This is a genomic window from Rhizobium sp. LC145 (genome assembly GCF_001005825.1).
Classification (GTDB): Bacteria; Pseudomonadota; Alphaproteobacteria; order Rhizobiales; family Rhizobiaceae; genus Neorhizobium.
On the sequence record NZ_LBHV01000001.1, the window covers coordinates 217,303 to 230,978 of the forward strand.

The window sequence follows — 13,676 nt, forward strand, 5'->3', positions numbered from 1 at the left end:
CGTTCGGTTCCACCACAGCAAATTGGCGGTTTTTCCACGGCGTGCCGACTTGTCCCATGGATATGGCGGGCGTCAGGCTCTAGATAGCGGTCAAGCGAATCCCCATCGCGTAGGTCGCGCGAAGGGTCGAACGGGATGAAGGATATGCAGGATTTCGAGATCACGGTCGTGGGCGGAGGACTTGCCGGTTTGATAGCTGCGCTGGCGCTCGCCCGCGGCGGACGCAAGGTCGCCTTGATCGCGCCGGCTGCGGAAAAAGCCGACGAACGCACCACCGCGCTGATGGACCAGTCGATCCGTCTGCTCGAACGGCTCGGCCTCTGGGACAGAATAGCGCCGCTCGCCGCCCCCCTCTCCGTCATGCAGATCATCGACGCCACGAACCGTCTATTGCGCGCGCCGACGGCTCAGTTCCGCGCCGCCGACGTCGAGCTCTACGCCTTCGGCTACAACATCCCCAACCGTGTCCTCCTGGAGACGCTCCAGGCAGGGGTAGCCGCGGAGGCGAACACCCCCCGCCTCGACGAAAGCGTCGTCGTGCTCGACCATTCCCCCGAGCGCGTGACGCTGACGCTTGCCGGCGGCGAGACGATTGCAGCCGCATTCGTGATCGGAGCGGATGGGCGCAATTCCAAAGTCAGGGAAAGCGCCGGGATTGGCGCACGCCGCTGGTCCTATCGCCAGTCCGCTGTCGTGCTGAACTTCTCCCACACGCTGCCGCACGGTAATGTCTCGACGGAATTTCACACCGAGACCGGTCCTTTCACGCAAGTGCCGCTTCCGGGCCTGCGCTCCAGTCTCGTCTGGGTCGTGAAGCCGGAGGAAGCCGAGCGGCTGATGGCTTTGCCGATCGAGGAGTTGTCCCGGGAGGTCGAGGCTCGCATGCAGTCGATGCTCGGCAAGGTTACCGTGGAACCCGGTGCCCAGACCTGGCCGCTATCGAGCCTGATGGCCGACCGTTTCGGCAAGGACCGCATCGCGCTGGTCGGCGAGGCCGCGCACGCCTTTCCGCCGATCGGTGCGCAGGGCCTCAATCTTTCGCTGCGCGACGTGATCACGCTTTCGGAACTGCTTACCGCCGCCGCGGATCGGCCGATCCCCGCCGATGCGGGCAACCGTTTCAACCGCCGCCGCCGGGCGGACATCATGAGCCGCACATTCGGCGTGGATCTCCTCAACCGGTCGCTGCTCAGCGATTTCTTGCCCACGCAGATGGTGCGCGCCGCCGGCCTTCACATCCTCAACAGCGCGCCGCCCTTCCGCAATCTCTTGATGCGCGAGGGGCTCGAACCCGGCGGGGGCTTTCGAGCCATCTTCGAAACTTTACGGAAAGAGGTCCGGCGGTAAGAAACCGCTGGTGATCAGATAAAGCAGGACGGGTAGCGTCAGGACCGAAAGCGCCGTCGTGATCAGCACGGTCGCCGAGGCCCGCTCCTGCCATACGCCATATTGCTGGCTGATGACGAAGACATTGGTGGCCGTGGGCAGACCCGCGAGCAGCACGGCCGAATAGACCCATACAGGATCGAAATCTCCTGCCGCCGACAGGACCACATAGACGGTGGTAGGCAGGAGAACGAGTTTCACGAGCGAAAGATAACCGATCTCCACCGGCACCCGCTTCAAGGGCCGAAGAGCCAGCGTGACGCCCATGGCAAAGAGCGCGCATGGCGCGGCGGCCTGAGCGAGATAATCCACCAGCCGCTGGAATGCGAGCGGCGGCTCGAGGCCGGAAGCCGCCACGAGAAAACCCAGCGCCGTGGAAAGAATGAACGGGTGAAGCGCCACTTTCCGCACCACCTCGAAGCCCACCTGCGCGGGTGGACGCTTGTCGCCGCCGGCAACCGCCATCATCGCCGGGGCGACGATGAAGTGCATGGCGTTCTCGAAGCAGACGATCAGCGCGACCGGAACGGCCGCCCCCTCTCCGAAGGCGAGCAGCGCCAGCCCCGGGCCCATATAGCCGATATTGCCATAGGCGCCGGCAAAGGCCTGGATGGTGGAATCACCGAAGGAATTGCGCCGCAACCAGGCAATCAGGAATAGGGCGGCATAGACGAGATAGGTCGCCGCGATATCCGTGGCGATGAAATCGATCCGCGCCAGGTCCTCGATCGGGGTTCGCGAGACAAGCTTGAAGAACAGCGCCGGCAGGGCCGCATAGATGATGAACGTGTTCATCCAGCCGAGCGCCTCGGCAGGCTGCCTGGTGATCCTGGCTGCGAGATAGCCGATGAGGATCAGCCCGAAGAAGGGCAGCAGGAGGGCTATGATAGCGGCCATCGGTTCCTTCCGTGAGGATCACGGGGTGTGTTCGGAAGAACTTCCGTTAGCCGATTTGCATCAGGATTGGAAAGGTCTGCTGGAACCAGATCGCGACGGAACTGACGAAACCGAAGATGAAAGCGAGACCGGTCAATATCAGGAAGACACCCATGATCTTTTCCACCGTTCCGAGATGGTGGCGGAAACGGGTGAGGAAACGCATGAACGCACCGGAAAAACCCGCGGCGATCCAGAACGGTACCGCGAGGCCGAGGGAATAGATGGCGAGCAGCGTCGCCCCCTCGCCCACCGTGTCGCGGGAGGCCGCCACGCCGAGGATCGCTCCGAGCACCGGGCCGATGCAGGGCGTCCAGCCGAAAGCGAAGGCAAGCCCCATGAGATAGGCGCCGGACAGGCTCGCCGGCCTGCCCGAACCCTGGAACCGCGCCTCGCGGGCCAGAAGACCGATTCGGAAGACCCCGAGGAAATTGAGGCCCATGATGATGATGATGACGCCGCCGATCTTCGACAAGAGATCGAGATGCTGGCGCAGGAGCACACCGATGGAAGACGCGCCGGCCCCGAGCGCGACGAAGACGGTGGCAAATCCGAGCGTGAAGAAAAGCGCCGAAGTCAGCACCGCGCGGCGTGTGGTGGCAGCAGCGACCTGCGTTTGACCGCCACGGAACTGATCGACCGAGATGCCCGCCATATAGCAGAGATAAGGCGGCACGAGCGGCAGAACGCAGGGAGAAAGGAAGGACAGTGCGCCTGCCAGAAGCGCACTCAGCAGGGATATTTCGGCAATCGACACGTCTTGCTCCGAACGGCGAACCTTCAAGGCTCCGATGCCCGCCCTCCTAAACAACGTAAGCGGCGAATGCCAATCACCTTTTCGCGCGAGCGGGCAAAAGCGGCAAGAAGCCGCATTTTTGCTGTTTTTCCGGGTTGACCGCAAAGGGCCGTCTGCATATGTTCCGCGCACTTTCGGGGACGCGCCAAGGCGCACCCAGCGTGAGAGCGTAGCTCAGTTGGTAGAGCAACTGACTTTTAATCAGTAGGTCCAGGGTTCGAATCCCTGCGCTCTCACCATTTTTCCGAACTTTATTTCCGCGCCGAAACGGTTGTGCAACTGCAACGTCCTTATCCACCAGGCGTCGACGGATTGATGGGAGGCGTCGATGGTCCGGCCGGAGCCGGCTCGTTCGGGTCCGGAGGCGATGTCGTGGTCGATTGACGGGTCGAATCGCGTCCCTCGTCGCCGACTTGCGCCCATATCACCACCCCCGCGAGCGCAATCAGGATGACGGCTATCCAGGCGCCCCACCTGGAGCGGCGGCGGAGCTCCGGTCCCGCATCGCTATCGTATCTGGTCCGATCCGGATCGTGGCTCACATTCATCTCCTATCTGGCACCTCCTATCTCAGGCACCTCCCATCTGGGGCGAACCGTTCAAGGGATCGCATGTTCCGAGGGAACCTCGAAGCGCCGGCGCGGTTCTTCGGTCATGGACGAGCGAGAAAAGCAATTGAAGGACACCGATCGGACGGCCGGCTTCAACATGATGAAGTTCGTCGCGATCATTTTCGTGATCGCACTGGCGATCGCCGCGATCTGGTTTTTCGTTCTGACGCCGGCCGATCCCAATGCCGTATCGGGCTGACAAGGTTAGAGACATGTTTGAAGGAAACATTCCGCTCATAGCCATGGCGGGAGTTGTCGTTTTGCTTTGCGGGGCCATCGGCTATTGGACCCTGCGTTCAAGGGACAAATGACACCCAATCTCTGGAACAGGAACCCCGGAGCACTCCGCCGCGTTTTGGATCGCAAGGGAGTATTCGTCATGGGCACGAAGAACGGATTTCTCACCCTGGCTATCGCCTTCGCCGCAGGTTTCGTCATTGCGCTCGCCTTGTTGCGGGCTCCGGGACCCGTCACGACCGAGAAGACGGATCGGCTTGCAGGCTCCTCCGTCGAAACGGCGTTCCTGCCGGAGCGATTCGGCGTACCGCCGCGCAATCCGTGAAGACCGAGCGAGCGTTACACCTGAACAAGGTAGGTTGAGGACGCATATATTTTGGTGAAATGGCACGTCAAACGGCAAAGAGATGCCAGGAGAAGCTCGAATGGATGGGCTAGGAGCCCATTCGAGAGTTTCGACGCCGCAGGTCGAAGCCGTTTGCGTGTCCGAAGGATGTGGGCGCTCCGGCGATCTACTTCGTTGAAAAGCCTCGCCGATGCCAAACATCGGCTGCGTTTTTCGCCTCGTATCTCATCCGGATCGCCTCACACCATTTCGTCAAAATATATGGGCCCTCAACCTAAGCTCCGGAACGCCAAGCGCCCGCAGAGCCTCGAGCAGCCTGGCGGCGACTTCTTCGTTTCCTTCCTGCACGGCAAGTTCGTAGGCCGCCATGCAGCGCCATGCCAGTTCGCGCGGAACCGACGGCGCTACCGGCAAGGGGCATAATACGCCGGCGTAATGAGCGGGCTCCCCCATCTGGTTGCGAAAGCAACGCCCGAAGGCCAGGACGTTCATCACCGAACCGTCGCGATGCACCGTCCGAAACTCCTCGCGATAAGGTTCGCCGGTTATCACCGCCTCGCGAATCGCATGCGCCACCCGCTTGCGATCATCCTCGTGCATTCGATCCATGAACATCCCGAGCGGCAGGCCATGCGCGGCTTCCCGCTCGTCCAGGTCGAAGTAGCGGGCGACCGCGCTATCGCAATAGACCGCATCGATGGACAGATCCCAGGTAAAGATACCGGGCTCTTCATAGGCGTGCCCGTTCACAGGACCGTCTCGGTCGTTTCCGGCTTCAGATGCCATCCTCTTCTCCGACTCGGGCTTCAACGGGCGGAAGTCTAAGTCAGTAGATTACAGTCTCAAGTGGTGCTCAATCAGCAAATAGAAGGGTGGAGATACGGAAGATGACGTAGGTTCCGCCCCCCTCGTCTGCGCTTCTCCATCGCAACGAAGGCTACGCACCGGGTCGCCGCATTACCGATTATTCACTAGGTTCCCGCCGTTCCTCATGGCATTGAAAACCGCATGCAGCCGCCGGTAGAAGATCGAATCCTATGCCTTCCCTTGGCTTCGGTGCGCCTGCGCTTATTTAGATCGGGTCTCAACGAGGGTCATAGACGTGAACGTGCAGAAGAATATCGATGCGGCCGGCAAAGCGGACAAGAGCGCGGACCTTGCCGCGGTTCTTGCGGCTTCTGGCAATCGCCGCTCGCGTTCGCGTCTCGGTCTCTGGCTCATTCTTCTGGCGCTCGTCGCGGGCGGCGGCGCGGCGGCCTATTTCTTCTTCGGCGGCAGCGGGCCGCGCTATGACTACACCACCCAGCCGGTGAACCGCGGCGACCTCTCCGTCATCGTGACGGCTACCGGATCGGTGCAGCCGACGGACCAGATCGATATTTCCAGCGAACTTTCCGGCACCGTGCGCAAGGTCAACGTCAGCTATAACAGCGACGTAAAGGCTGGCGACGTGCTGGCCGAGCTCGACACCAACAAGCAGGAGGCCGACGTCCAGAGCGCGCGGGCCCAGCTCGCCTCCGCAAAGGCGAACGTGCTGAAGGCCGAAGCCGAGGCCGCATCGGCAAAGACCACGTTCGACCGCCTTTCGGGCCTCGTCAGCAACCGGGTTTCCACCCAGCAGGAATTGGATGCCGCGCGTTTCGCTCATGACGCGGCGCTCGCGACGAAGGCGGTCAACGAGGCGTCGGTTCTCTCCGCCGAAGCGAACCTTCGCCTTGCGGAAGTGAACCTCTCCAAGCTCAAGATCATCTCGCCGATTGATGGAATCGTGTTGACCCGCGATGTCGAACCCGGCCAGACGGTCGCCTCCTCCCTCAACGCGCCCGTGCTTTTCACCATCGCGGGCGATCTGCGCCAGATGGAACTGCAGGTGGCGGTCGACGAGGCCGATGTCGGCCAGGTGCGGGAGGGCCAGAAGGCGACGTTTTCGGTCGATGCCTATCCCGAGCGCAGTTTCCCCGCCTCCATAGAGGCCGTGCGCTTCGCTTCGGAGACCGTTTCCAACGTGGTCACCTACAAGGGGATACTCACCGTCGACAATGCCGATCTCCTGCTGCGACCTGGAATGACGGCGACCGCCGATATCGTGGTCGAGGAGGTTTCGGACGCCTTGCTCATTCCGAATGCGGCGCTGCGCTTTTCCCCGCCCGCGGCGAACGCCCGCGGTCGCGGCAATTTCCTGACGCGGCTGTTTTCGCCGCCGCGCCGCGGCAGCCGGGGAGCCGGTGCGGAGGGAACAGCGGGCAACGGCCGCGCCGTATGGGTGCTGCGCAACGGCGCGCCGCAGCACGTGGCGGTCGAGGCCGGCGCGACGGACGGACAGTTCACGGTTTTGCGCTCGGGCGAATTGAAGGAGGGCGATCTCCTGATAACCGATGCGGCCATCCGCGCGAGCTAAAGGAAAGGCGATGACCGAAGCTCCCCTCATCGAATTCAGGCAGGTCTCGAAATTCTACGGCCATGGCGAGGCGACCATCCGCGCGCTCGACCGGATCGACCTGTCGATCGCCCGCGGGGAGTTCGTCGCCATCATGGGACCGTCGGGCTCGGGAAAGTCGACGGCGATGAACATCATCGGCGGGCTCGATATCCCCTCCTCCGGCGAATATCTCTTCCAGGGCATCCCGACGACCAGTTTCGACCGGTCGCAGCTGACGCTGCTTCGCCGGCACATGCTGGGCTTCGTCTTCCAGGGCTTCAACCTGCTCGCGCGCACCTCGGCCGTCGAAAACGTCGAATTGCCGCTCGTCTATCGCGGCATGGATGCGCGCGAACGGCGCGAGCGGGCGCTTGTCGCGCTTGCCCAGGTGGGCTTAAGAGGCCGTGAGGGCCACACGACGCAGGAACTTTCCGGCGGCCAGCAGCAGCGCGTCGCGATCGCCCGCGCCATCGTCACCGATCCGGCAGTCCTGCTGGCCGACGAGCCCACCGGCAATCTCGATACCAAAACCAGCACCGAGATCATGGAGCTCATCACCAGCCTCAACCGCGATCGCGGCATCACCGTCATCATGGTCACCCATGAGGAGGACATCGCCGCCTATGGCAAGCGGCTGCTGCGCTTCGTCGACGGGCATCTCTCGTCCGACCAGTTGCAGGCGAAGGAGGCCGACCATGTTCTTTGAGACGGCCAAGCTCGCCTGGCGTGCGATCAGCCGCAACATGCTGCGCTCCTTCCTGACCGTGCTCGGCGTCGTGATCGGCGTGGCCGCGGTCATTGCCATGGTGACCGTCGGCAACGGCACGACGGCCAAGGTGCAGCAGGAGCTTTCGCGCCTTGGCACGAACACGCTCTTCGTCCGTCCCGGCCAATGGGGACCGGGGCGCGCGAGCACGGAAGCCAAGCGTTTCACCGACAAGGACATAGTGGCGATCCGCAACCAGGTGAACGGATTGCGGGCCGTCGCGCCCGTCAATCGCGGAACGGCAACGGCGATCGCCGGCGGACGCAATCATTCCACGAGCGTGATCGGCACCAATAACGATTATCTGATTGCCCAGGACTGGGAGATCGGGCTCGGCCGCAATTTCCTCGCCGCAGAGGAGCGCGGTCAGGCCGCCTGCGTCATAGGCGAAACCGTACGGCGGGAGCTTTTCGGCACCGCCAACCCCGTCGGCCAGAACATCCGCGTCAGCAATATCGCCTGCCCGGTCATCGGCGTGCTCGCCGTCAAGGGCCAGTCCGGCATGGGCGACGACCAGGACGACACGATCATCATGCCGCTCAAGCTGCATCAGCGGCGGATCGGTGGCACGACGACGATTTCCAGCATCATCCTCTCCGCGCAGGACGGCGTCTCCACCGCCAAGGTCCAGTCGGATGTCGAGAGCCTGCTGCGGGAGCGGCGGCGCATCGCCATCGGCCGCGAGGACGATTTCTCGGTCAACGACATGACCCAGATGGCCGCTGCGATGACGGGTACCACGGTCCTGCTCACCGGTCTTCTCGGCGCTGTCGCGGCCGTCAGCCTGCTCGTCGGCGGCATCGGCATCATGAACATCATGCTGGTTTCGGTGACCGAACGAACCCGCGAGATCGGCATAAGACTGGCGATCGGCGCGCTGGAAAACCAGGTGCTGACCCAATTCCTCGTGGAGGCGGTCATGCTGTCGATCTTCGGCGGCGTGACCGGAATCATTGCCGGGCTGGCGCTCGCCTACGGCGTCGTCAGCTTCCTCGGCGTGCCTTTCGTGGCGAGCCCCACGATCATCCTGCTCGCCTTCGCCTTTTCCGCGGCGATCGGCATGATCTTCGGCTATTTCCCGGCACGCCGGGCGGCGCAGCTCAACCCGATCGAGGCGTTGCGTCACGAGTGATTGAATCAAAAGACGGCAGCTGTCCGTCATGCTCGTCCTCGGGTTTAAACCCGAGGACGCCAGAGCATCCGTCCACGTTGCTTTTGTTGAGATGGCTTAGATCCTCGGCACAAGGCCGAGGACGACGGAAGTACCGGCGGTTAAACGCGTGCTTCCGCTTCGCGCTGCTTTGCAAGCGCGGCAAGATCGGCCGGCTTGAGTTCGACGGACTCGCCGCAGCCGCATGCCGAGGTCTGATTCGGATTGGTAAAGGTGAAGCCCGACCGCATCTTGGTGACTTCGAAATCCATCTGCGTGCCGAGAAGGTAGAGCACGGCGGATGGCTCGATCCAGACCTTCGCGCCGTCGCGCTCGATCAGGTCGTCCTTGGCATTCGGCTCGGTGACGAGGTCGATGGTATATTCCATGCCGGCGCAGCCGCCCTTCTTGATCCCGACGCGGATGCCCTTGGCGTCCGATCCGGAATTCTGAACGATCTGCTTGACGCGCGTCGCGGCAGTATCGGTCATCGTCATCACTGCAAAGCCCATGGGCCCATTCTCCTTCCACAGCCGGGTTCAAGGTCCGGTGTTTCCGATTCAATTTAATGCCGGCGCCTTAACCGATCAATATCAGCTTCCGCATGATCTTGTCCGAAAAGTCTGCAACTTTTCGGGATCATGCTAGTACCAACCGAGGGCGACCTGGGCTTCTTCCGACATGCGCTCGGGCGTCCACGGCGGATCGAAGGTCATTTCCACCTCGACGCCGGACACGCCTTCGACGGCGCCCACCGCATTCTCGACCCAACCCGGCATCTCGCCGGCGACCGGGCAGCCGGGAGCCGTCAGCGTCATGACGATCTTGACCATGCGGTCGTCTTCGATATCGATCTTGTAGATGAGGCCGAGTTCGAAGATGTCCGCCGGAATTTCCGGGTCGTAGACGGTCTTCAGCGCCGCGATGATGTCGTCGCTGAGACGCGCCACTTCATCGGCAGGAATGGCGGATTGGATAATTCCCTCGCGGGCATCCCACTTCAGTTCGGTGTCATCGACTGCCATGGCAAAATTCCTCAGGCAAAGAAGTTTCGCGCATAGTCGAGCGCGTCGGCCAGCGCATCCACTTCGGCGCGGGTATTGTACATGCCGAAGGATGCCCGGCATGTGGAGGTGACGCCGAAGCGTTTCAAGAGCGGCTGGGCACAATGGGTTCCGGCGCGGACCGCGATACCCTTGCGATCGATCACCATCGAGACGTCATGCGCATGGATGCCGGCGAGTTCGAAGGCGAAGATGCCGCCCTTGTCCGGCGCGTTTCCGAATATCCGCACCGAGTTGATGGCCCGCAGCCGCTCGGTCGCATAGGCGGTCAGATCGGCCTCGTGACGGGCGATCGCAGCCCGTCCGACTTTCTCCATATAATCCAGCGCATAGCCGAGCCCGATCGCCTGCACGATCGGCGGCGTGCCGGCCTCGAAACGATGCGGCGGATCGTTGTAGGTGACGTTGTCCTCGCTCACCTCGATGATCATCTCGCCGCCGCCCTGGAACGGCCGCATCTCCTTCAACCGGTCCATCTTGCCGTAGAGCACGCCGATGCCGGACGGCCCGTAGAGCTTGTGGCCGGTCATCACGTACCAGTCGCAGTCGATATCACGGACATCGACCGGCATGTGGACCGCGCCCTGGCTGCCATCGACCAATACCGGGATGCCGCGCTCATGAGCGATGCGGCAGACTTCCTTGACCGGCACGATCGTGCCGAGCGCGTTGGACATGTGGGTGATGGCGACGAGCTTGGTCTTTTCCGTGAGGCTCTTTTCGAAATCCTCGATGTGGAACGCACCGTCCTCGTCGACCGGTACCCAAACGAGTTTGGCGCCTTGCCGCTCGCGGATGAAATGCCAGGGCACGATATTGGAGTGATGTTCCATGATCGTCACGACGATTTCGTCGCCCTCGCCGATATTCGGCATTCCCCAGCCATGGGCGACCGTGTTGATCGCCTCGGTGGAGGATTTCGTGAAGACGATTTCGTCCACGGAGCTCGCGTTCAGGAAGCGGCGCACCTTCTCGCGCGCGCCTTCATAGGCCTCGGTCGCGGCATTCGAAAGGAAATGCAGGCCACGATGCACGTTGGCATATTCATTCGAATAGGCGTTGGCGATCGCGTCGATGACGACCTGCGGCTTTTGGGCCGAGGCACCGTTATCAAGGTAGACCAGCGGCTTGCCATAAACCTCGCGCGACAGGATCGGAAAATCCCGCCGGATCGCTTCGACGTCATAGGTGGCCGGCGTAATCTGGTCCATTGCAGACCCTTTCGGTTGTCGCTCTCGAACAGTGGTTTGACAGAGGTGCCGCTCCACCGCTTTCCGTCATCCTCGGCCTTGTGCCGAGGATCTACTCAGGTTGCCACCTGATCGACGGCAGTAGATGCTCGGGACATCCTCGGGTTAAACCCGAGGACGAGCATTGCGGAGGAGATGTTGTCCCCTCCGTCAGCCGCCTCAGACATGCCTTTCAAGCCAATGCGAGATGACGCCTTCGAGCGCCTCGACCAGCTTTTCTTCCTCGAGTTCCTCGATGATTTCGGCAACGAAAGCGTTGACGAGCATGGCGCGCGCCTTCGCTTCCGGAACCCCGCGCGCCATCATGTAGTAGAGATGGTTGCGGTCGATGTCGGTGACGGTCGCGCCATGGCCGCAGATCACATCGTCGGCGAAGATCTCGAGTTCCGGTTTGGCGGAAAACTCGCCTTCGTCGGACAACAGCAACGTGTTGCAAGCCATCTTGGCGTCGGTCTTCTGGGCATCGGGAGCGACCCGGATCATGCCCTGGAACGCCCCACGGGCGCGATCGAAGACGACGTTGCGGAAGGTTTCCGTCGACGTCGTGTGCGGCACGTTGTGGCCGAGAACCAGCGTCACGTCCGTATGGGTTTCAGCGCCCAGCAGGTTGACGCCGCGCAGCGTCAGGTCGGCACCCTCGCCTTCGACATCGATGCGCAGTTCCTGCCGCACCAGCTTGCCGCCGACATTGACGACGAAGAGCCGCAGCTTGGCCTCAGAGCCGAGCTTGACGCGCACCTGGCCGAGATGAGTATCGGAAGCACCCTGCTCCTGCAGGATAATCCAGGTGATCTCGGCACCGTCTTCAAGCGTAAGTTCGCTCACGGAAGAGACGAATGCACCCTCTTCCTCCACCGAGCGGTGCCGCTCGATCACGGTCGCCTTCGAGCCGGCGCCGAAAATTGCGGGAAAGCGGGTGTGGATCTGGCCCGCGCCATGCAGCACCTGCAGTTCCAACGGCTCTTCAAGTTCCGTTCCGGCCGGGATAGCAATGGCGAAACCGTCGCGCACGAAGCTGCCATTGATCCGGCCGATCGCGTCGTCCTTGTCGAGCGCCGTCAGTCCGGCAGCAGCGGTGCCTTCGGCGAGCGCATCCTTGAAGGTCGTGACTTCGATGCCATCGACGGCGGCCTTGGCGTCCGCGTCGCCCTGGCGCACGGAAAGCACCTTCGATCCCTCCACGAGGGCGGCAATCTTTTCGATTACCGGCGCCTGCTCGCCTGCCGGGATTGCCCGCAACAGCGTCTTCAGATCCGTGTAGTGCCAGGATTCGATACGGCGGGTCGGCAGACCGGCCTTTCTCAAATCGTCCAGCAGCCGGTCGCGCGCGCCGATCACGGCGCCATTGCCGGGCAATTCGCCGACCTGTGCGGTATAGGCTTCCACGAGCGCCGTTTCGGCGGCCGTCAGCCGGTTTGTCGTCTGAATGTTCATGGACGGCTCCCTTCCGCGATCAGGCGGCTTCCCCGATGATATCGGAGTAACCCTTGGCTTCGAGTTCGAGCGCGAGTTCCTTGTCGCCCGAACGGATCACCTGGCCCTTGTAGAGCACGTGGACGGTATCCGGCACGATGTAGTCGAGCAGGCGCTGGTAATGGGTGATGACGATGACGGCGCGATCCGGCGATTTCAGCGCGTTCACACCGTCGGCGACGACCTTGAGTGCGTCGATGTCGAGGCCGGAATCGGTCTCATCCAGGATGCAGAGCTGCGGCTCGAGCAGAGCCATCTGCAGTATTTCGGCGCGCTTCTTTTCACCGCCGGAGAAACCGACGTTCAGAGGGCGCTTCAACATGTCCATGTCGATCTTCAGTTCGCCGGCAGCTTCCTTGACGCGGCGGATGAAGTCAGGGGTCGTCAGTTCCGGCTCGCCGCGCGCCTTGCGCTGCTCGTTCATCGCGACCTTGAGGAACTGCATGGTCGCCACGCCGGGAATTTCGACCGGATACTGGAAGGCCAGGAAGATGCCCTTAGAGGCGCGTTCGGCCGGGTCGAGATCCAGGATGCTTTCGCCGTTATAGAGGATGTCACCCTCGGTGACTTCATAATCCTCGCGGCCGGAGAGAATGTAGGACAGCGTCGATTTGCCGGAGCCGTTCGGACCCATGATGGCGGCGATCTCGCCGGCCTTCACGGTCAGGTTCAGGCCGCGGATGATCTCGGTGCCGTCTTCGGCGATGCGGGCGTGCAGGTTCTTGATCTCAAGCATTTTATCTTCCTATTCATAGAGCGGTTCAAGGGCCGCCCGATAGACCTTAGGACAACGTGGTCCGTTCGATTTCCGTCATCCTCGGGCTTGTCCCGAGGATCTAAGCCGTCAGCTGTAGTTGCTCCACTGTTCCGTATTCGGATGGGGGCGGTAGGCATTTTCAATCTCGTCGATCCGCTCGTAGAGATCGTCCCATGTGGGATTCAAACCTTCTATGAGCTTGATCTTCCATTCACGCAGATAACGCTTCAACGACTTCTCTCGCTGTATTGCCAAGACGATATTTGGATGGCGTTCAAACCAGACCAGATTTTTCGCCTTGTATCTCTGCGTAAACCCTTCCTGAACTGCGTTGCGGTGATCCGATACGCGGTCCCGCAAATCACTCGTGACGCCGGTGTAGATCACTCCTCGCGGTTTGTCGGACATAATGTAGACGAAGCCACTCATCCCCTATCCCGCGAATGTAGATCCTCGGGACAAGCCCGAGGATGACGGATTCCTCA

The 13,676-nt window shown here is 62.0% G+C and carries 16 protein-coding genes and 1 tRNA gene; 7 read left to right on the forward strand and 10 right to left on the reverse strand.

The genetic code is table 11. The features are described from left to right. The first annotated feature begins 144 nt into the window (after positions 1-144). Positions 145-1,347: a UbiH/UbiF family hydroxylase gene (locus YH62_RS01110; RefSeq protein WP_046792979.1), complete on the forward strand. Its 1,203-nt coding sequence runs from the start codon at positions 145-147 to the stop codon at positions 1,345-1,347. On the opposite strand, the gene YH62_RS01115 is transcribed toward YH62_RS01110, so the two are convergent. Further along, positions 1,324-2,283: an AEC family transporter gene (locus tag YH62_RS01115; protein ID WP_046792310.1), complete on the reverse strand. Its 960-nt coding sequence runs from the start codon at positions 2,281-2,283 to the stop codon at positions 1,324-1,326. The two genes, YH62_RS01110 and YH62_RS01115, sit on opposite strands and share 24 nt — an antisense overlap. A gap of 46 nt (positions 2,284-2,329) precedes the next feature. Next, a complete protein-coding gene (locus YH62_RS01120) occupies positions 2,330-3,079 on the reverse strand; it encodes a cytochrome c biogenesis CcdA family protein (protein WP_046792980.1) in 750 nt (249 codons plus the stop codon). 202 nt (positions 3,080-3,281) lie between these two features. Between YH62_RS01120 and YH62_RS01125 the strand changes: the two genes are divergently transcribed. After that, positions 3,282-3,357: transfer RNA gene (locus tag YH62_RS01125), tRNA-Lys, on the forward strand. Between the two features lie 51 nt (positions 3,358-3,408). Here YH62_RS01125 and YH62_RS29285 read toward each other — a convergent pair. Next, the gene (locus YH62_RS29285) at positions 3,409-3,660 is read right to left on the reverse strand and encodes a hypothetical protein (RefSeq protein WP_137326616.1); all 252 of its coding nucleotides are present in this window, start codon (positions 3,658-3,660) and stop codon (positions 3,409-3,411) included. Positions 3,661-3,772: 112 nt separating this feature from the next. On the opposite strand from YH62_RS29285, the gene YH62_RS29940 reads away from it, so the two are divergent. Together YH62_RS29940 and YH62_RS01130 are read left to right on the forward strand one after the other, a co-directional pair. Continuing rightward, positions 3,773-3,928: a hypothetical protein gene (locus YH62_RS29940; protein ID WP_156176910.1), complete on the forward strand. Its 156-nt coding sequence runs from the start codon at positions 3,773-3,775 to the stop codon at positions 3,926-3,928. A gap of 180 nt (positions 3,929-4,108) precedes the next feature. Continuing rightward, complete coding sequence (locus YH62_RS01130) at positions 4,109-4,291, forward strand: hypothetical protein (protein ID WP_046792311.1); 183 nt, start codon at positions 4,109-4,111, stop codon at positions 4,289-4,291. 273 nt (positions 4,292-4,564) lie between these two features. On the opposite strand, the gene YH62_RS01135 is transcribed toward YH62_RS01130, so the two are convergent. Beyond that, entirely contained in the window at positions 4,565-5,098 is a 534-nt protein-coding gene (locus YH62_RS01135; RefSeq protein WP_052760317.1) for a PAS domain-containing protein, read from the reverse strand. Between the two features lie 322 nt (positions 5,099-5,420). Here YH62_RS01135 and YH62_RS01140 point away from each other — a divergent pair, with 322 nt between their 5' ends. From YH62_RS01140 to YH62_RS01150, 3 genes are read left to right on the forward strand one after another with little or no spacing between them, the layout of a single operon-like run. Continuing rightward, positions 5,421-6,710 (forward strand): efflux RND transporter periplasmic adaptor subunit, encoded by a 1,290-nt coding sequence (locus YH62_RS01140; RefSeq protein WP_046792982.1) that lies wholly within the window; start codon positions 5,421-5,423, stop codon positions 6,708-6,710. A 10-nt stretch (positions 6,711-6,720) separates the two neighbouring features. Then, positions 6,721-7,437 carry an ABC transporter ATP-binding protein gene (locus YH62_RS01145; protein ID WP_046792312.1) on the forward strand — a complete coding sequence of 239 codons (717 nt, stop codon included), beginning with the start codon at positions 6,721-6,723 and terminating at the stop codon, positions 7,435-7,437. After that, on the forward strand, positions 7,427-8,629 hold the full coding sequence (locus tag YH62_RS01150; RefSeq protein ID WP_046792313.1) for an ABC transporter permease: 1,203 nt from the start codon (positions 7,427-7,429) through the stop codon (positions 8,627-8,629). Before YH62_RS01145 ends, YH62_RS01150 begins: the two co-directional genes overlap by 11 nt. 140 nt (positions 8,630-8,769) lie before the next feature. Here the strand turns inward: YH62_RS01150 and sufA are convergent, their stop codons facing one another. From sufA to YH62_RS01180, 6 genes are all read right to left on the reverse strand, one after another. Beyond that, positions 8,770-9,159 carry a Fe-S cluster assembly scaffold SufA gene (sufA, locus tag YH62_RS01155; RefSeq protein WP_046792314.1) on the reverse strand — a complete coding sequence of 130 codons (390 nt, stop codon included), beginning with the start codon at positions 9,157-9,159 and terminating at the stop codon, positions 8,770-8,772. Between the two features lie 132 nt (positions 9,160-9,291). Further along, positions 9,292-9,672: an SUF system Fe-S cluster assembly protein gene (locus YH62_RS01160; protein WP_046792315.1), complete on the reverse strand. Its 381-nt coding sequence runs from the start codon at positions 9,670-9,672 to the stop codon at positions 9,292-9,294. 11 nt (positions 9,673-9,683) lie between these two features. Continuing rightward, the gene (locus YH62_RS01165) at positions 9,684-10,922 is read right to left on the reverse strand and encodes a cysteine desulfurase (protein ID WP_046792316.1); all 1,239 of its coding nucleotides are present in this window, start codon (positions 10,920-10,922) and stop codon (positions 9,684-9,686) included. A gap of 198 nt (positions 10,923-11,120) precedes the next feature. Further along, the gene (gene sufD / locus YH62_RS01170; protein ID WP_046792317.1) at positions 11,121-12,395 is read right to left on the reverse strand and encodes a Fe-S cluster assembly protein SufD; all 1,275 of its coding nucleotides are present in this window, start codon (positions 12,393-12,395) and stop codon (positions 11,121-11,123) included. Positions 12,396-12,414: 19 nt separating this feature from the next. After that, the gene (gene sufC / locus YH62_RS01175; RefSeq protein WP_046792318.1) at positions 12,415-13,170 is read right to left on the reverse strand and encodes a Fe-S cluster assembly ATPase SufC; all 756 of its coding nucleotides are present in this window, start codon (positions 13,168-13,170) and stop codon (positions 12,415-12,417) included. Between the two features lie 108 nt (positions 13,171-13,278). Then, positions 13,279-13,620: a GIY-YIG nuclease family protein gene (locus YH62_RS01180; protein WP_046792319.1), complete on the reverse strand. Its 342-nt coding sequence runs from the start codon at positions 13,618-13,620 to the stop codon at positions 13,279-13,281. Positions 13,621-13,676: the final 56 nt, after the last annotated feature.